14 protein-coding genes and 4 pseudogenes are annotated in these 16673 nt (G+C 60.8%); 10 read left to right on the top strand and 8 right to left on the bottom strand.

The genetic code is table 11. The features are described 5' to 3' along the window. Positions 1-1122, bottom strand: a complete 1122-nt coding sequence (locus PGX04_RS06665; RefSeq protein ID WP_273737792.1) for an MBL fold metallo-hydrolase — start codon at positions 1120-1122, stop codon at positions 1-3. Between the two features lie 88 nt (positions 1123-1210). On the opposite strand from PGX04_RS06665, the gene PGX04_RS06660 reads away from it, so the two are divergent. The 3 genes from PGX04_RS06660 (at position 1211) to PGX04_RS06650 (ending at position 3623) form a co-directional block, all read left to right on the top strand. Beyond that, entirely contained in the window at positions 1211-1945 is a 735-nt protein-coding gene (locus PGX04_RS06660) for a helix-turn-helix domain-containing protein (protein WP_273737791.1), read from the top strand. A gap of 81 nt (positions 1946-2026) precedes the next feature. Further along, positions 2027-2287, top strand: a complete 261-nt coding sequence (locus PGX04_RS06655) for a pyridoxamine 5'-phosphate oxidase family protein (protein ID WP_273737790.1) — start codon at positions 2027-2029, stop codon at positions 2285-2287. 355 nt (positions 2288-2642) lie between these two features. Then, the gene (locus tag PGX04_RS06650) at positions 2643-3623 is read left to right on the top strand and encodes a hypothetical protein (RefSeq protein ID WP_273737789.1); all 981 of its coding nucleotides are present in this window, start codon (positions 2643-2645) and stop codon (positions 3621-3623) included. Between the two features lie 353 nt (positions 3624-3976). Here the strand turns inward: PGX04_RS06650 and PGX04_RS06645 are convergent, their stop codons facing one another. Continuing rightward, a complete protein-coding gene (locus tag PGX04_RS06645; RefSeq protein ID WP_273737788.1) occupies positions 3977-4681 on the bottom strand; it encodes a DUF2270 domain-containing protein in 705 nt (234 codons plus the stop codon). Between the two features lie 85 nt (positions 4682-4766). After that, on the bottom strand, positions 4767-5912 hold the full coding sequence (locus PGX04_RS06640) for an MBL fold metallo-hydrolase (protein ID WP_273737866.1): 1146 nt from the start codon (positions 5910-5912) through the stop codon (positions 4767-4769). Between the two features lie 183 nt (positions 5913-6095). Here PGX04_RS06640 and PGX04_RS06635 point away from each other — a divergent pair, with 183 nt between their 5' ends. Then, positions 6096-6473: a DUF8147 domain-containing protein gene (locus tag PGX04_RS06635; RefSeq protein ID WP_465263797.1), complete on the top strand. Its 378-nt coding sequence runs from the start codon at positions 6096-6098 to the stop codon at positions 6471-6473. A 49-nt stretch (positions 6474-6522) separates the two neighbouring features. On the opposite strand, the gene PGX04_RS06630 is transcribed toward PGX04_RS06635, so the two are convergent. Continuing rightward, complete coding sequence (locus tag PGX04_RS06630; protein WP_377042292.1) at positions 6523-7677, bottom strand: bacterio-opsin activator domain-containing protein; 1155 nt, start codon at positions 7675-7677, stop codon at positions 6523-6525. Between PGX04_RS06630 and PGX04_RS06625 the strand changes: the two are divergent. Further along, a pseudogene (locus tag PGX04_RS06625) lies at positions 7627-7902 on the top strand (multicopper oxidase domain-containing protein); the annotation flags it as partial. The gene PGX04_RS06630 and the pseudogene PGX04_RS06625 sit on opposite strands and share 51 nt — an antisense overlap. A 41-nt stretch (positions 7903-7943) precedes the next feature. Here the strand turns inward: PGX04_RS06625 and PGX04_RS06620 are convergent. Further along, positions 7944-8486 carry a DUF2243 domain-containing protein gene (locus PGX04_RS06620; RefSeq protein WP_273737784.1) on the bottom strand — a complete coding sequence of 181 codons (543 nt, stop codon included), beginning with the start codon at positions 8484-8486 and terminating at the stop codon, positions 7944-7946. A 111-nt stretch (positions 8487-8597) separates the two neighbouring features. Continuing rightward, the gene (locus PGX04_RS06615; RefSeq protein WP_273737783.1) at positions 8598-8942 is read right to left on the bottom strand and encodes a four-helix bundle copper-binding protein; all 345 of its coding nucleotides are present in this window, start codon (positions 8940-8942) and stop codon (positions 8598-8600) included. 209 nt (positions 8943-9151) lie between these two features. On the opposite strand from PGX04_RS06615, the pseudogene PGX04_RS06610 reads away from it, so the two are divergent. The 4 genes and pseudogenes from PGX04_RS06610 to PGX04_RS06595 all read left to right on the top strand — a co-directional run. Continuing rightward, positions 9152-9424 (top strand): annotated as a pseudogene (locus tag PGX04_RS06610) (cytochrome C biogenesis protein); the annotation flags it as partial. Between the two features lie 229 nt (positions 9425-9653). Continuing rightward, a complete protein-coding gene (locus PGX04_RS06605; protein ID WP_273737782.1) occupies positions 9654-10943 on the top strand; it encodes an inorganic phosphate transporter in 1290 nt (429 codons plus the stop codon). 45 nt (positions 10944-10988) lie between these two features. After that, the gene (locus PGX04_RS06600; protein ID WP_273737781.1) at positions 10989-11438 is read left to right on the top strand and encodes a universal stress protein; all 450 of its coding nucleotides are present in this window, start codon (positions 10989-10991) and stop codon (positions 11436-11438) included. A 612-nt stretch (positions 11439-12050) separates the two neighbouring features. Then, positions 12051-12406, top strand: a pseudogene (locus tag PGX04_RS06595) (thioredoxin family protein); the annotation flags it as partial. 53 nt (positions 12407-12459) lie between these two features. On the opposite strand, the gene PGX04_RS06590 reads toward PGX04_RS06595, so the two are convergent. Further along, complete coding sequence (locus PGX04_RS06590; RefSeq protein WP_273737865.1) at positions 12460-14244, bottom strand: carbamoyltransferase family protein; 1785 nt, start codon at positions 14242-14244, stop codon at positions 12460-12462. A 271-nt stretch (positions 14245-14515) separates the two neighbouring features. Between PGX04_RS06590 and PGX04_RS06585 the strand changes: the two genes are divergently transcribed. Next, positions 14516-16366 carry a multicopper oxidase family protein gene (locus tag PGX04_RS06585; RefSeq protein ID WP_273737780.1) on the top strand — a complete coding sequence of 617 codons (1851 nt, stop codon included), beginning with the start codon at positions 14516-14518 and terminating at the stop codon, positions 16364-16366. 105 nt (positions 16367-16471) lie between these two features. Here PGX04_RS06585 and PGX04_RS06580 read toward each other — a convergent pair. Beyond that, positions 16472-16673: pseudogene (locus PGX04_RS06580) on the bottom strand (helix-turn-helix domain-containing protein); the annotation flags it as partial.

Raw genomic sequence — 16673 nt, 5'->3', positions numbered from 1 at the left:
TTACTCGGCAGCACAGCGGTTGGGGCCCAGTTCGAGCTCGGACAGTTTCTCGTCGGGAACGTCCTCTTGCCCGACGTTCGTGCGTTTGACGCGCTCGAAGTTCGGCGGATGGTCCGGGATGTCCGAGGCGAGCGTCTCGACGAACTCCTCGCGGTCACGGTTCAGATCCGCGTTTTGCTCTCTGACGTCACCGAGTGTCGCAGTCACCGGCGGTTCGGGAGACCCAGGATCGTGTGTCGGGAGGACGAGCGCGTCGTCGGGGCGGTCAAGCAGGCGCTGGAGGCTCTCGTAGAGCGTCGCAGCGTTCCCTTCGATGTCGGACTCCTCGAGCTCGGCCTCGACGCCGAGTTCGACGCGGCCGACGCTCTCGTGGAAGAGCGTATCGCCCGTGAGCAGAGCCTCGCCCTCGAGATCGAACGAGACGCTGCCCTCGCTGTGACCGGGCGTGTGGATGACCTCGACGTCGACCGATCCGATCTTGATCACGTCGCCGTCTTCGACCGATGTCGCGTCGATCTCGAGCGCGTCCTCCGGGTGGAGAGAGTACGGAACGTCGTGTCGTTTGGCGAGCTCCGCGCCGCCGGAGACGTGGTCAGCGTGGGCGTCCGTGTCGAAGACGCCGACGAGTTCGGCGTCGTGGGCGTCGAGAATCTCGTCGTACTCCTCGAGGTAGTGAGAGGGATCGAACACGGCGGCGTCGCCGTCCGAAATCAGGACGTGAGAGAGACACCCCTTCCCCGGGCGGGCGACCTGCACGAGCGTTCCCTCAAGGTCGGTCGGGATGGGTGCGGTCCAGTAAACGCGACTCCATCCGTTCATCCCGTCAACGAGGGTGCTGGCGTCGTAGCCCATCTTTCGCAAGACCTCCGTCGCGGTTTGCGAAACGACCCCCGCAGCGCAGACCGTGACAATCTTGCGATCGTCCGGGAGATCCTTGAGGTCGTCCTTCGCCATCTCCGGGTCGTCGGTCAGTTCGTCGTAGACGTCGACGTTGACGCTGTCCGGAACGTGCCACTCGTCGTATTCTCTCCGGTGGCGAATATCGAGGACGAAGCTGTCCCCACTCTCGTCGTCACCGTCCCGCAACCGATCACTGAGTTCCGCCGGACTAATTTCTGCCATCGTACTCACTCGTACGGTCAGTACCCGAATAGGAGTGGTGCGGGACATGACCGGCACCGTTAATCTTCTCGGGGCCAAACGACGGCGTATGAGTCTGTACGAGGCCTCGTTTCGACTGAAACACGAGTGTCCCTACCGGAAGATTTCGGAGCGATATCCGGACCTCACGATTCGCGAGTGGTACCTGAGCGACTGTCAGGTGCTCGAGATCAGCTCGGCGGGGGACCCGACCGACGAATTGCTAGCGGAGATTCGGAAGATCGGAACAATCCTCCACGAGTCAATCGACGAGTCGGGCCTCCACGTCGTCACCCAGTCCTGTCTCTGTTCGCTCGAGGGGTCGATCCTGGAGCGGTTCGAGGAACACGATTGCCTCTACCAGCCGCCAACGATTCACCGGCAGGGCTGGGAACACTACACAGTGATCGCGTTCGACGAAGCCGACGTGCAGGCGCTGTTACGGGACCTCGAGCGGGACCGGGATATCGAACTGCTCTCCAAAACTGCCATCAGGGAACAGCAGATCCCCCACAGCATGTTGGCGCCGGTCGATCAGCTGTTCGAGGACCTGACCGATCGCCAGCTGGCGGCGCTACAGTTGGCGCTGGAGAACGGCTACTACGAACAGCCGCGACAGACGTCGCTTCGGGAACTGGCCTCGCAGACGTCGGTGGCCCGCTCTACCTACGAGGAACACCTCCGGAAGGCAGAGAACAAGCTCATGACGAACGTCGGCACGTATCTGCGGTTGGTGACGTCTGGGTCGGCAGCGAATCCGCTGCAAGCGGGCCGGTCAGAACCGTCTGAACAGCGCGCTGACTGATCCAGCGTCGAACACTCGACCGTATTACGTTCACCGCGTGCGGCATATAGCATCATATTGTTTGCGAACATACAGTTCACGATGGACCGGATCGAGTTCGTCTACACGATCGGAATGAACGATCAGGAACTCGAGGACCACCTCGCGCGTGCCGACACCGGCGTTCTTGCACTCGCGGCCGACGGCGCCGCGTACGCGTTTCCCGTCGCCCACCACTACGAGGACGAGACGCTGTACGTCCGCCTGTCGACTGACGGATCGAGTACGAAGATGTCATACCATGACGATACCGATAGCGCCTGCTTCACCCTCTACGATGTCGATTCGGCCGGCCGCTCCTGAAGCGTCATCGTCACCGGACCGCTCCGGAAACTCACCGATTCGGAGCGGGCGGCGTTCGACGAGACAGCGGTCAACGAGTCGTTTCTCGAGCTCCGGATCTTCGACGAGGACGTCGAGGCGGTGGACCTCGAGCTAACAATCGAGAGACGAACCGTAATACCTGACGAGGCACGGAGCGGATTGTGCCGCTCCGACTCGGCATCGTCGAGACGAGGTGACGTCCGACTCACCACGTCGGACCGCGACCCGTTACGGACGCCCATCGTTTTGTCCATCCCTCCTATACTGTGCACCAATGGGGCGCAGATCGGCCGGACGGAACGTGGGTCGGGCACCGTTTCGATCAGTTCGTTTCGTGCTTCTGCTTTGCCTCGCGGTATTCTCGTTTTTCTTCGCCGTCCAGCTGTTGAGCGCGTCGATGCGGACGCTCTCGCCGGCCGTCCGGCCGCTCCTGGCCCGGCAAACGGGCCTGCTCGAGTTCGTCGGGATCAGCTGGCTCTCCGCGTACGTGATGTTGAACGGATCTCTCGTCGCAGCGATCGCGCTCTTACTGTTTTCGGCCGACCTGATGACCGTCCTCGAGCTGTTTCTGCTCGTCGCGGGATCCCGCCTCGTCGCCGCGGGGATCGTCCTATTGATCGGCGCACTGGAGTATCTCCGCGCGTCCGAGTACTCACTCCCCGAAGCGATGCGTCTCGGGACGTTGACGTTCCTCGTCAGTCACACGATTTACCTCCCGGCGACGGTGATCGGCGTGACTGCAGTCCACGTAACCGAGCAAAGCGCGTGGAAACGCGACCTGACCGTCGACGTTCACGTCGGCAGCGCCGGTCTCTTCGAACCGGTCACAGCCGCGATGATCGACCAGTTGGGTGCGGCTCCCAGCGCCCTGCTGGCCATGATCGCTCTTGTCGGGAGCTTTCACCTGTTAGATACCCTGCTGAACGGAATCTCGACCGACTGGCTCAGGGAGCGCGTATTCGTGGTCCTCCAGCACCGCTGGCTGTCGCTCGGGTTCGGGTTCGCCGTCACCGCCGTAACGACGAGCGTGGCGTTCTCGATGGGCGTGATCGTTCCCCTCTACAACCGGGGCTACATCCGGCGAACCGAGATCGTCCCGTACATCATGGGTGCCAGTCTCGGAACGCTCACGGACACCCTGCTGGTCGCGCTCGTCCTCGAGTCCGGTTGGGGGTCGCGATCGTCCTGCTACTCTTCGGCGCGGCGGTCGTCAGCACGGTCGCGGCGCTCTCGGTCTACGATTCCTACTACGCATTTCTCGAGACGGTTCAGGACGCCCTTCTCGAGAGTAACCGTGCGTTCGCGGCGTTCGTAGCGATGCTCGTCGTCGTTCCGTTCGCGTTAGTGGTCGTTCCCGGTTGACGCGAACGCGACCGCGTTTCCGCCGCTGATTCGCGTACCGTCACGACGAGAGCGATATCCTGATCACCGAACGATATCGAACCGTAGCCGGATCGAAACGGCGCGAAGAACGAACCGTTCCGCCCGAGCACGCTTGTGGTGTTGCCGCTCGTTCGCTCGCGCGAGTCCGGAGAGCGCGAGTCCGTGGTAGTACCGCAATCGTCCCGCGACTGAACGGGGCAGACGAATGATCGCGACATCGACCTCACGTCCGGCGTGTCGAACGCGGATCTATACCGCGCGACGGACGCCGGCGTCGATCGCGGGTTAGCGATGCTGCCCGACGTCCGATTCGTGGAGTTCGTCCTCGGCCTGCCACGTTCGCGGCCGCAAAGCGACGATCACGACGGTGAGATAGAACGCGCCGACCACGACGGTGACGGCGAGGCCCGGAATGTCACCAACCGCGGCGCTTTCCGGCCACGGCCGTCCGGCGAACGCCGCAATGCGGATGAGCCACGCGGTCAGCACGATCGTAAACAGCAATAGATAAATCCGCCGGAGGCGATGGGCGACTGCTTCCTCGGTGGAAATTTTGATCACGGGCTGGCGATAGTCCTGACTCAGCTTCTCGCGCCACGCCGGATCCTCGAGGCCGGCCGACGGATCGAGCCCGTACGCGAAGACGTTTTTCTGCAGCGTTCGGACGCGTCCGCGCCAGATGTCGTAGCCGCGGTAGCGACGCGCCTCGATGACAAGGAACGCGGTCAACGCCGCCACACCCAAGAGGAGGACGTAATGGGGGTTGTTCCGACTTGAAAAGGTCCACGTCAGGATCGCGCTCATGATGACGATCGCCCAGTAGGTCGTCTGGTCAAGCCGTTCGCGCCAGAACTTCATCCGGTGGATCTCGCCACGGTAGAGGTGAGCCATGGCCGAACTCGGCCCCATCTCTTCGTCTAAGAGGCCCGCTCCGATCTCGCGGTACTCGGCGTCATTCGGATCGATGTCTTTCGTCGACTCTCTGTCCATCGTTGTCGGTGGTATTCGAGCGATGAGGAAAAACGGGCCGAATTCCGCCGCGCGGCTCCTGTTCGGTCGACCGACTATTGCACTGTCATGCCGCGCAGTTGTTCGGGCCGAGTTCGAGCTCCGTCGCTTCGGATTCGTCCTCGAGAGGATCGGAACCGGTGTTCACCTTGATCACCCGTTCGTAGTTCGGCGGCTTCTCGGGGGCGTTCTCGACTAGTCGGCTCACGAACTCGTCCTCGTTCAGGCCAAGGAGAGCGAGTTCGTCGCGAAGCGTCCCTAACCGGGCTTCGATCGGGTCGCCCGGCGAGCCGACCTCGTAGCGGCCTCCTTCCGAGACGGACACATGCCCCGGGAGGATCCGCGTCTCGTCCGGCAACTCGAGGATTGTGTTGTGGAGCGACTCGTAGAGCAGCTCGGCGCCGCTGGCTGCCTCCTCGTCGCCGAACTGGAGTTCCGTCCGCCCGACGCTCTCGACGAACAACGTATCGCCGGTCAGCAGCTCCTCACCGTCGACGAGGTAGTTCACCATCTCGGTGGTGTGGCCGGGCGTGTGCAGGGCTTCGATCTCAATATCACCGACCGTGATCGTCTCGCCGTCGGCGAGCGGTTCGTACTCGTACTCGACGCCCCGTTCGCTCGCCTTCTCCCCGAGATGGTAGGGGACGTCGAGCGTGTTCGCAAGGGTCGGCCCGCCAGAGATGTGGTCGGCGTGGACGTGCGTGTCGAGAACTCGTTTGATAGTGATCCCGGCCTCCTCGGCGGCGATCTTGAACTGATCGGTCTGTCGTGTCGCATCGACGACGACGCCCTCTCCGGTGCGTTTCGAGCCGATGACGTAGCCGAGACAGCCCTTCGCCCGCCGCTGCAACTGGCGGATGACGAAATCGTCGTTTCCGGTTTCGATGGGGACAACCTCGTAGACGGAACTCCAGTCTTCCATGCCGCCCTTGACGACAGAGACGTCGTATCCGTGTTGCTCGAGTTCGAAGCTGAACGGCGTCGACGTGAGCCCCTTGCCGCAGATAGCGACGACTGGCGCTCCGTCGGTCAGTTCGTCAATGCGATCCAGCTTCTCGTTGTCGAGTTCGTCACCGGGGCCGAACGGGACGTTTTCGGCCCCGGGCGCGCGCCACGCCTCGTAGCTGTCTTCCGGCCGCGTATCGATGAGTGTGAACGATTCGTCGCCGTCGATCTTGTCCGCGAGCTGCTCTGGTTCTATCTGGTCCATAATTGTGATCTTTACACAATATAGATTTGGGGCGAACGGACTTATCTACGTCCCTTGCAAAAGCGGCGTCAGAGCTGACGCTGCTTTCGAATCCGAGACGTAGCACACTCGCGCCGACGGGCCTCGGAAAAGAGAAATTAGTACGCGGATATATCCCGCAGCGAGACGTCTATACCGGTGACACTCATGAATTTGCGATCGATTGGTCGTCTCATCGCCGCCAGTCTTGCGACCTTTCTGGTCGTCACCGTTGCAGTGACGGAACTCCTCCAGTCGCGCATTGAATTCTCGCTGCTGGTCGGCATCCCGGCGGGACTGGTTGCCGGCGTGGTCGCTGGTGGCGTCGTCGTCTGGAGTTTCGCCGACGGTGCGCCAGAACGGCGCCGGCGGATCGCGTCTGCGTTCGGCGCCTTTGCGATCGCCGTTCTCATAGCGATTATCGCCGGACTGCTACTTCCAGTCGGAGCCGTACTGACCATCGCCGTCAGCACCGTCGTTGGCTTGCTAACCGCCATCGGAGTCTACAGCCGCGACTGCGACCGCGCTCGCGCCCGCCAGACATGACGCCGCGCGTCAGCGACGGAGGCGGCACAGATTCCGACGGGGCCGACGGCTATTCCGTCGATCGGTACCGCCCAGGGCTCGACAATAGCGAGTCGAACACCTTTCGCTGCGCCTTCCGGAGGTGCTGATTGAACGTCGGCGGGGCGATTTCCAGCGATTCGGCGACCTCCTCGCCGGACGCGTCGCGCGGCCACTCATAGTAGCCCGCGTGATACGCCGCCTCAAGGGCCGATCGCTGGCGAGCGGTGAGATCTGACGTCAGCGCGTGACGAGCGTGTTCAACTGTATCGTTCCGTCGACCGAGCTGGCGGTGTTTCAGTAGCTCCGCTGCGGGATAGGCGTCCTGTACGGTATCGACGACTTGTCGGACCTCCGCACCCGGTGCCATGTGAATCGTCATCTGATAGTTGCCGTCTTCGATCACGGCGTCTTCGACGGACCCGCCGAGCGAAGCGACCGTCGACAGGACCGGTGGCTCGGAGAGCCGGAGTTCGAAGCGCGTCTCTGTACCGCCGCCTCGGTACGTGACGTCCCTCCAGTGGGGGAGCGTTTCGACAACTGCCTCCAAGCCGTCGATCGCGTCCAGGGTCATGTTCTCGTAGACGAGGAACTCGTCGTCCTCGATCGGGATCGTGTGATCGAGCGTGATCCGTCCGGTCGTCGGAACGTCGATGTCGAGTTCGTCGAACAGGTTTCTAATGCGAAACTCGAGTTCGACGACGTCGTCGCTCATCAGGGCTCGCTTGCGCTCGGTCGCGGCGATGGCGTGACCAATCACCTCCCCCAGTTGGCTGAGCACGGCGCGCTCTCGCCCCTCGAACGCCTTGGCACGATCAGCGTAGACATTCAACACCCCATAGATGGTCTCCTCGTGGACGATTGGGATCGCGGCCGACAACCGGACCCCGCACTCCTCGAGGTGGCCCCGCCAGGGATCGTATCTGGAATCGTCACGGATATCCCGTGTTGTCTGGATCTCGCGTTTCTGGATGGCCCGGCCCGTGGGTCCGTCGCTTCGCTCGTCGTCTGGATCGACGGAGACCGCGATCCCGTCGAGGTACCCCTCTTCATCGCCGGCCTCGGTGCGAACGTTCACCGTCTGATCAGCGACGTCAACGTCGCCGATCCATGCGAACAGGTACGACTCCGTCGCGGCGAGGTGTACCCGGACGTCGACCCGCTCGAGATCAGCGAGGGCGACCACGTCCGCGTGCGGATGGTGAACCGCAGTCCGGCGATCCACCCGATGCACCTCCACGGCCACTTCTTTCAGGTCGGCGACGCGGTCAAGGACACCGTCCTCGTCGCGCTCCACGGCGACCAAGTGACGTTCGATTTCCGCGCGGACAATCCCGGCGACTGGTTGTTCCACTGTCACAACGTCTACCACCTCGAGCGAGGGATGGCCCGCGTGTTCGAATACGACTGAGCGGCACCGCCGCGATCGGGAGTACAGTCACTGAATCACGATCACGTCGGGCGGTCGTCCGTTGCGTGCTCATCCCGAACGTCGGAGACTGACCGTCCGTCGAGTCGGATCACGGCGTAGCCGCCGACGATGAAAAGCACGCCCAACAGGAGGAAGCTAACGTCCCAGAGGAGGACGCTTCCCGGCCCCTCCGGCCAGACGTGGTGGATCCCGAGGAGCTGGTGGTTCACGAGCCCCTCGAGGAGGTTGAAGACGCCCCAGCCGAGGATCGTCGATCCGAGGAGCGCTCGTCTCGACGGCGGAACGTCCGCCCGTCGCCACGCGCGAACCAAGAGGACGATCCCGGCGATCGTAAAGAGGTAGGTGCCGACGTGGAAGAGGCCGTCGGCGACGATGTTCAGTCGTAGATCCGCTAGCACAGTCGGATCCGTCCGGGCTGACAGCATGTGGTGCCACTGCAGGAGCTGATGGAGGACAATTCCGTCGAAGAAGCCGCCCAGACCGATCCCGAGGACGATACCCGCTCGAACGAGCGGTTGTACTCGTTCGTGTAACCCGAACCACGTGTCACCGTTACTGGCCATAGTGGATGTTTGCGGCTGAGAGGAAAGCGTACACTGCTGTCTGCTGCAAGCATAATCCGGACCACACGAAATGCGACCATCCTGAAACCGGAACCGCTGGGTCGGTTCGCCCTAGCTGGCCATGTTGCGGCACGACTCTGCGCACTCCGGCAAGACATCCGCACACACCTGGCAGTGCTCGTGATCGAACTGCTTACACTCCTCGGCGCACGCCTCGCAGGCGTCCGCACAGACCGACGCCAGCTCGCCGTGGTAGTCCGAGTTGCGAGCCATCAGTCGCGCGTGCAGCGTCGTCAGATCCGCTACGTCGCGACAGAGCCGAATACACTCGGCCATCTCCTCTCCGTGGTCAGCGCAGGCATCCGCGCACCACTCACAGGCTTGTGCGGCCTCGAGACAGTTGTCGATACACTCGTGCATTTCCTCGTCCGCATGTGGGAGGTCTTGTAATGACATTGCAATTTAAACTGTGCTACCCGTAGTAGTCAACATCGTGCATGTCGCTGCAAGTCACCGGACCTGGATCGCGATCCGAACCGCGGCGAGCTCGTGGCGTGCCGTCGCTGAACAAGGGCGCTTTGAAGGAGAGCGTGGCGAATCCCTCGGTCCGGTCTTGATTGCGACTGATCTCACGTGTCCTTGATTCGTTCGATCGCCTCATCGAAGCGCTCGATGGGGCCGGTTGCGTCACGCCCATCTTCCTCGCGGTTGTCGCCCGCTCGCTATCGCTGCCGACCGAAGCGGCGGCGCTCGTCCTGATGACCTACGTCGGTAGCGTAGTCGCCTTAATGATCGCGGTGACGGTCGCGACCGGAATGGGACTGGTCGCGAGTGCAGGTCGGTTCGCGGCCTACTCGGGGTTCCTGAAGCGGGTCGCTGGGAGCGTGATGACCATTGCAGGGATCGGACAACTCTACCTAGCGCTGGTCGTCTATTAGCCGTAATAGTAGCACGATTTCATCTCTCAGAATTGTCTGTGAAAATCGCGGTAAGTACAGGACTACAATTTTCGGAACCGCGATAGATCATTCCACTGCCTGCCCAGCCTTGTGCTAATACGAAGTAGAATTCACCTCCTCAGTTCTGGTCATAACATGTTGGTCAGTAGATTGGAACAGAACTCTGCAACCCTAATTACAAAGAAGTAGATTATGGTACGGGTAGGATATGGTATCCGCGTTACTTCTCATTGGGCTACTGGTCGCCGCTTTCGTCGGATACAATATCGGCGGCTCATCCACGGGTGTCGCATTCGGACCTGCCGTCGGAAGTCGAATTCTCGGGAAAGCCACAGCAGCGGCGCTATTCACTGTATTCGCATTGGGTGGCGGATGGACCATCGGTCGGAATGTCATCACTACTATGAGCAGTGAGATCGTTCCGTCGAGCCAGTTCACCCCAGCAGCAAGCGTCGGTGTACTCTTTTTTGCGGGAGCAGCACTGTTGATCTCGAACCTCTATGGAGTGCCGGCGTCAACGTCGATGACTGCTGTTGGTGCCATTGCGGGGCTCGGCCTTGCAACGGGGACGCTCAGAGAACCGGTGATGTTCCGGATCGTCTCAGCGTGGATCATCGCACCGCTCACCGCTTTTTTGGTTGGGATGGTGATCGGTCGATACCTCTATCCCCATCTCGATGCCAGATTCGCGTTCACCCGGTTACAGAACCCACTGTTGCAGATCGATCGTTCAGGTGCAGTTCCACGTCCGTCGTTCAACGAGCGTGCTTCGCGGCGGGATATTGTCGGGTCGGCACTCGTGCTGGTGATCGCATGTTATATGGGCTTCAGCGCGGGTGCTTCAAATGCTGCCAATGCAGTTGCGCCACTCGTTGGAACCCGCTCAATTTCGGTTGAACAAGGAATTTTGCTCGCGATTGGTGCAATTGGTCTTGGAGGATTCACAATCGCTCGGCGAACGCTAGCGACGGTCGGCGACGGTATCACTGACTTGCCGATCTTGGCGGCGCTGATCGTCTCCACAATTGGCGCAACGACCATCACGGTCCTCTCGCAACTCGGTATCCCTGCAAGTTTGGCAGTCAGTACGACCTGCTGTATTATCGGCCTCGGATGGGGCCGTGCCAGTCGCGCGGTAACCGTCGCTGAGGCTGCGAGCGCTGCATTAGACCCGGAAGTTGCCCAAATCAACGACGAGGCGGGCCCGGACCTCACGACAGGTGCACTCATGACCGATCCCTCGGAGACCGGCATCCCGGCTGGGCCGACCGTGGGCACACTTGCTAGCGACGAGAGCGAACAGCAGGTCGAAGCTGCTAGAGACACGGAAGAGATAAATGTACCCCCAATTGGCGAGGAGGAGATCGACGAACTCGCAGCCGAGAGCCTGTTTGACCCGGCGGCGACCAGCCGAATCGTGTTCCTCTGGGTATTGACTCCCACTCTATCGACGATCGGCGCATACCTCCTGTTCTCGATTATACTCGAATCAGTGTAGTTGGTCCCGACCACAGCTATTACGTGGGCGATTGTAGTCGAAGACATGGGAGAACACGTTCTCGTCGCAGTCGACGGTTCAGAGGAGTCGCTGCATGCCCTTGAGCATGCGTTCGACCTCACTGATGTCGATATCACTGTCATTACAGTCGTTGATCCGTTTGATGTTGATCCGCTCACACCAGGGTTACAATCGCCGCTTGGGAAAGCTGGCCTTCCCGCGTACTCTCAAGAGTGGTACGAGAAGGAATGGAACAACGCCAAAGAACTCCACGAGGTACTTCGCGATCGCGCCGACAATTTCGATGGTGAGTATGAGAGTGTCGTCAAACTAGGCAACCCGGCGAAGCAGATCCTCCACTACGCCGCCGAGCATGCCATTGATCAAATCGTACTCGGTGCAGCGAGTGATGATCGGTTTTCACACGTACTGCTGGGCTCAATTGCCGAAACTGTGACAAAACGAGCCAACATAACAGTGACCGTCGTACGATGAAAACCTGTTTCGGCAGAACATACTGTTTTATTCACACAGCACCATCAACATCTCTTGTAGAAGTATCGGTGTCACGTTCGCATACGTAGTTGCCGTTCAGTTAAGGTTGCCATTCAGTTGGGGGAGAGATAATTATCGTGGCTACTACCCTCTATTCGTAGATCACTTGAACGAATATAATCGCAGTAATGTTAGAATTGTAACTGTCTAACTGAATATGACTGTTGGGTAAGACTATTACCGTAGGCAGTGGTGATGCTCTCTCATACGATGTCAGAGAGAGCAGAAAGGGTAATATTGGTGTGTGATAGGTGCGGCTTAATACAACCAGGGATCAATCTGTTGGATGGGGGAATACAGGCGATGGGGCGAGGTTTCTGCAAATGTGGTGGAAGTAGCTTTAGTTTGGCTGAAAACTCAAATTGAGCAGTGCTCCTCTCAAACATCTCGAGCACTTGAAAGTCGTCAGTAGCTCGTGAGAATCGTTCTATGACTCCCTCTCTTCCTCTACTATCGTCATCATCTTCATCCGTGGATCGATCGACCGATTGCACACTAGTATTGTGAGAGTTATGCAGAACACGGATGTGCATTCGGACCATAGCAATGTTGATAACCGAACCCACACCCACGAAGCTGACCGTCGACGGCCGCGCGACCCACAAACCCGTTCAGTCACACGACAGTGCCGACTACGACGACCTGCTCGCGGCATACGACCTCGTCTTGCTCGAGTTCGTCACGTCCGGCTGTGGAATCTGCGCGTCGATGGAGCCGGTGCTCACTGGAGTCGCGCGCAGCGTACCGGCGTCGTGGCGACGGTGAACGCCGGTCTCGTCCCGGATCTCGCCGCCGAGTTCGGCGTCCAGAGCGTCCCGACGCTCGTCGTCCTGAAAGACGGCATGGAAGTCGCCCGCTTCGACGACGGGTTTCAGCCCGCCGAAACGCTCGTAGATGCGCTCGAGACCACGTGTCGCGGTAAGTTCGTCGTCTCGCGATCCGAACGTAGTGGATTCCGGTGTTATTGCGGACCCGCAGCCGCTACGTCGCGCTCTTCGAACGCCAATTTCGAATCGCAATTGGTCTTCGTCGCTCCCTTTTCGAGCACGAGGTCCTCGAGGACGAGCACGTCGAGTCCCATTCCGTAGAAGTCCTTGATCGCCTGCGTCGGCGTCCGGACGATTGGTTCAGCGTGATCGTTGAACGAGGTGTTGAGGACGACCGACACGCCGGTGATGTCGGCGAACTCGGAGATGAGCCGGTGATAGCGCGGGTGCTGGTCTTCGCGAATGGTCTGGGGACGCGTCGAGTCGTCGGCCGGATGCAAGACAGCCTCGAGCTCGTCGGTTCTCTCGGGCCGGATGTCGTAGGCATCGATCATGAATGGTGCTGAACTGCCGTCGATGAGGTACTCCTCGGCGGCCGACTCGAGCATCGAGGGAGCGAACGGGCGCCACTCCTCGCGATGTTTGACGAACCGATTCACTCGATCGCGGGACTCGGCGGTGCGCGGATCGGCGAGGATGCTCCTGGCACCGAGCGCCCGCGGCCCCATCTCCATCCGGCCTTGGAACCAGCCGACGAGGTCGCCGTCGGCAAGCCGTTCGGCGACGTACCGCTCGAGGTCGTCCGGTTCCCCGTACTCGAGTTTGTTCGTCTCGAGGGTCGAACGGATCTCCTCGGTTTCGTATTGGGGACCGAGGTAGACATCGGTCTGGCGGTCGACGGCCGACGGCGGCTGTCCCGTCCATCCCGCACCGAGCGCGAGCCCCGCATCGTTGGCGACCGGCTGGACGAAGACGTCGTCGACGTGTGGTGACTCACGAACGCGCTTGTTCAGCTTGCAGTTCAGCGCGACACCGCCGGCGAGTGCGACGTTCGCCGTGCCCAACTGATCGACGGCTGTCTCCGCGATGTCAACGACTGTCTCCTCGAGCAGTTTCTGAGCAGTGTACGCGAGGTCTTTCTCCCACTGGTCGAACTCGCCGGGCGTTTCGTTTCGAGGACGGCCAAACGCGTCCTCGAGGGTTTCGATGCCGTGGCCGGTTCCCCAGCGCTTCGTCAGTTCGGTGACGTCGTAATCGGCGCCCGTGTCGATCAGCCCGCGTAGGACGCCTTCGATCTCTGGATTGTCCTCGCCATAGGGTGCCAGCCCCATCACTTTCCCCTCGCCGTTGAACATCCGGTAGCCGAGGTACTCCGTGATGACCGCGAAGAAGAGCCCGAGACTGTTCGGGTGTTCGTAGGTATACGCGCGCGTCAGGCCGTCCTCGTCGCCACGCCAGACGACCGTCGAGTCGTACTCGCCTTTCGCGTCGATCGTGAGGACGACCCCCTCGTCGAACCCCGACGGGTGGAACGCGCTCGCGGCGTGACAGCAGTGATGCGAAATCGTCTCGATCGGCGGCACCGGCGAACCGATCGACTCGAGGCGGTTCTCGATCTGTCGGGTCGGAACGAACCGGCCCCGAACCTGCGTGACGAGCGTCTGTTCGAGTGCGGAGAGTTTTCGTCCGATTCCGGGAGCTCGGATCGCGTCGGAAACGTAGTGTGAAGCGATCTCGCCCCGGAGCTGCGGCTCGTACGGGAGGAGGATCCGATTCAGGTCCGGAAGGGACAGGTTTCGATGGTCGAGACACGCCCGAATCGCGTGTTTGGGAAACGTATCCGTCGCGTGTTTGTCCCGCGTGTATCGCTCTTCCTCGACGCCGAAGACGGGCGTCCCGTCATCGAAGAGAACGGCGCTCGGGTCGTGCTGGCCGTAAAGCCCGGTCGCCGGTTTGAACGCGAGTTGGTAGTCAGTCATGGCTCGTGAAAGTTGCGTACTGTAATCCAACCCTGGAGACGGCAAAACGACGCTGACGATTTGCTGACCCAGCAAATCGTCGACGACGTAGTCGTATTCGTCGTCGCCCTGGTACTGGTCCACTCTCACGGATCTCGACGCGATCGAGCATTCTGCTCGATACTCCGCCCAGCGCGATGCCTGCGAGGCTCTCAACGATGTCTCTTCTTCCGATTCCTACTGCATCGGAATCGACTGGCCCTGCATATACGGAGCATTCATAGGCACAGCTATGGGAAATCACACTGGGCCGTCCAGACCGAGTGTCTCGCGCCGCGAACTCTGCATCGCAGCCGGGGCCACGGGTATCTCGGTTCTCGCAGGCTGTTCGACGGGGAATACGAATCCATCCCGAGCGGGGAACGCGACGACGATAACGGACCACTCGTCGCCGGACCTCGAGAAGTGGGTCGACGAGGTCCCCCGACCGGGCGTCGCAGAACCGTCCGGAACGAAGGATGGACGCCCTCGCTACGAGATAACAATGGGCGAGGTCGAACAGAAGCTACACCGCGATCTCCCGGCGACGACCGTCTGGGGCTACGACGGGCAGTTCCCGGGCCCGACGATCGAAGCCGAGCAGGGCGAACCGATCTACGTCCGCTGGACGAACGACCTCCCGGACGAGCATCTCCTGCCCGAAGACACGACGATTCACAGCGACCTCATTCCGTACGATACGCCGGGCGTACGGACCGTAACGCATCTTCACGGTGGAAATGTCGAGTCCGAGAGCGACGGTCACGCACAGGCGTGGTTCACTCGAGACTTTCAGGAGACAGGCCCCGAGTTCGAGAAGAAAGACTACTACTACGTAAACGACCAGCCGCCGGCGACGCTGTGGTATCACGACCACTCGCTCGGCATTACGCGATTAAACGTCTACGCCGGGCTCGCGGGGTTCTATCTCCTGCGGAACGATCACGAACGGAGCCTCGGTCTGCCCGAGGGCGAGTACGAAATCCCGCTCGTCCTCCAGGATCGGAGTTTCGAGGAGGATGGATCGTTGTTCTATCCGACGGCCATCTCGGACGAGAAAGGCGGCAGCGACGAGTCACACCCCGATCCGAGTATCGTTCCTCAGTTCTACGGCGACACGGCGGTCGTCAATGGGAAGGCCTGGCCTCGGCTCTCCGTCGAACCCAGATCGTATCGGTTCCGGCTCCTCAACGGGTCGAACAGTCGATATTATTCCCTCAAATTCCGCCGGTACGACGAATCGTCGGGCGAGACTGGTGGAGACGGACCGTCGTTCGTCCAGATCGGAAACGACGGCGGCCTCCTCTCGACGCCGGTCGAGATCGGCGATCGCCTCGAGGTCGGCGCAGGCCAGCGCGCCGACGTCGTCGTCGACTTCTCCGAATCCGCCGGCGAGACGCTGCTGCTCCACAACGACGCGCCCGCTCAGTATCGTGGCAAGACGGGTTTGGGGGACGACGACATCGTTCCGCTCCCCGAGATCATGCTCGTGGACGTGAACGAGGCCGGAGATTCACAGGATGCTACTGAGCTCCCCGACGAACTCACTCGTGTTCCGGACATTCCCATCGATTCGGTCGACAACGAGCGATACCTCACGCTCAACGGCGGCGCGACCGACGACTACAGCCGACAGCTCTACTTGCTCGGAACTGCTGAAGAGCCGGACGGTCTCAAGATCGACGCCCCCGTGACCGAGGAACCTGCGCTCGGTGACACCGAGATTTGGAGTTTCGCCAACCGAAGTGGGATGTCCCATCCGATGCACCTCCACCTCGTGCACTTCCAGATGGTAGGACGACAGTCGATCGGAGACTACGATCCAGACGAGGACGAGCTCGACCTCGAGGCGCTCGAAGCACCCAAGCCGTACGAACGAGGGTGGAATGACGTGATCACCGTCGATCCCGGTGAAATAGTCCACGTAATCGTCCACTTCGGGGGGCACGACGGACTATTCAACGATCAGACGGGCACGTACATGTGGCACTGTCACATGCTCGAACACGAGGACCATGACATGATGCGGCCGTTCACCGTCTTGCCGAACGATGGTAGGGGCACCGATAGCGATGACGTCGACGATTCTACTACCCAGCGCTGAAGCGGTGGGCTCGTCGGGAGACTCCCGTCAGCGAAACGATCCAAAAGCGGTTCGAGGAGAGTGAGAGTACGGACGAGAGCGAAGAGAGTAGCGGCCGGAAGACGATTAGCTCTGTGCGGGCATCTCAATGTCGGCCTCTGCGTGTTCGTACTTGTTCTCGAACTCTTGGATGAGCTGCCCCATCTTCGCGTACCAGTCATTGAGCTTTCGCTGCATGTCGTTCGCGATCTGGGTCGGGTCCGTCGGGTAGTAGACGTGGTAGTAGCCGCCCTGCTCGTAGTTGATCTGCTCCTTCTGGATGAATCCG

This window comes from Natrinema soli, from assembly GCF_028618695.1.
Note: the sequence above shows the minus strand (reverse complement) of the source record. Positions and strands in the feature narration are given on the sequence as shown.

Bases quoted from the DNA above. Each gene is read 5' to 3' on its own strand.
- PGX04_RS06645 (WP_273737788.1), bottom strand. From the start codon at position 4,681: ATGGACAGAGAGTCGACGAAAGACATCGATCCGAATGACGCCGAGTAC.
- PGX04_RS06660 (WP_273737791.1), top strand. From the start codon at position 1,211: ATGAGTCTGTACGAGGCCTCGTTTCGACTGAAACACGAGTGTCCCTAC.
- PGX04_RS06635 (WP_465263797.1), top strand. From the start codon at position 6,096: ATGAATTTGCGATCGATTGGTCGTCTCATCGCCGCCAGTCTTGCGACC.
- PGX04_RS06620 (WP_273737784.1), bottom strand. From the start codon at position 8,486: ATGGCCAGTAACGGTGACACGTGGTTCGGGTTACACGAACGAGTACAA.
- PGX04_RS06655 (WP_273737790.1), top strand. From the start codon at position 2,027: ATGGACCGGATCGAGTTCGTCTACACGATCGGAATGAACGATCAGGAA.
- PGX04_RS06585 (WP_273737780.1), top strand. From the start codon at position 14,516: ATGGGAAATCACACTGGGCCGTCCAGACCGAGTGTCTCGCGCCGCGAA.
- PGX04_RS06605 (WP_273737782.1), top strand. From the start codon at position 9,654: ATGGTATCCGCGTTACTTCTCATTGGGCTACTGGTCGCCGCTTTCGTC.
- PGX04_RS06600 (WP_273737781.1), top strand. From the start codon at position 10,989: ATGGGAGAACACGTTCTCGTCGCAGTCGACGGTTCAGAGGAGTCGCTG.
- PGX04_RS06590 (WP_273737865.1), bottom strand. From the start codon at position 14,244: ATGACTGACTACCAACTCGCGTTCAAACCGGCGACCGGGCTTTACGGC.
- PGX04_RS06665 (WP_273737792.1), bottom strand. From the start codon at position 1,122: ATGGCAGAAATTAGTCCGGCGGAACTCAGTGATCGGTTGCGGGACGGT.
- PGX04_RS06615 (WP_273737783.1), bottom strand. From the start codon at position 8,942: ATGTCATTACAAGACCTCCCACATGCGGACGAGGAAATGCACGAGTGT.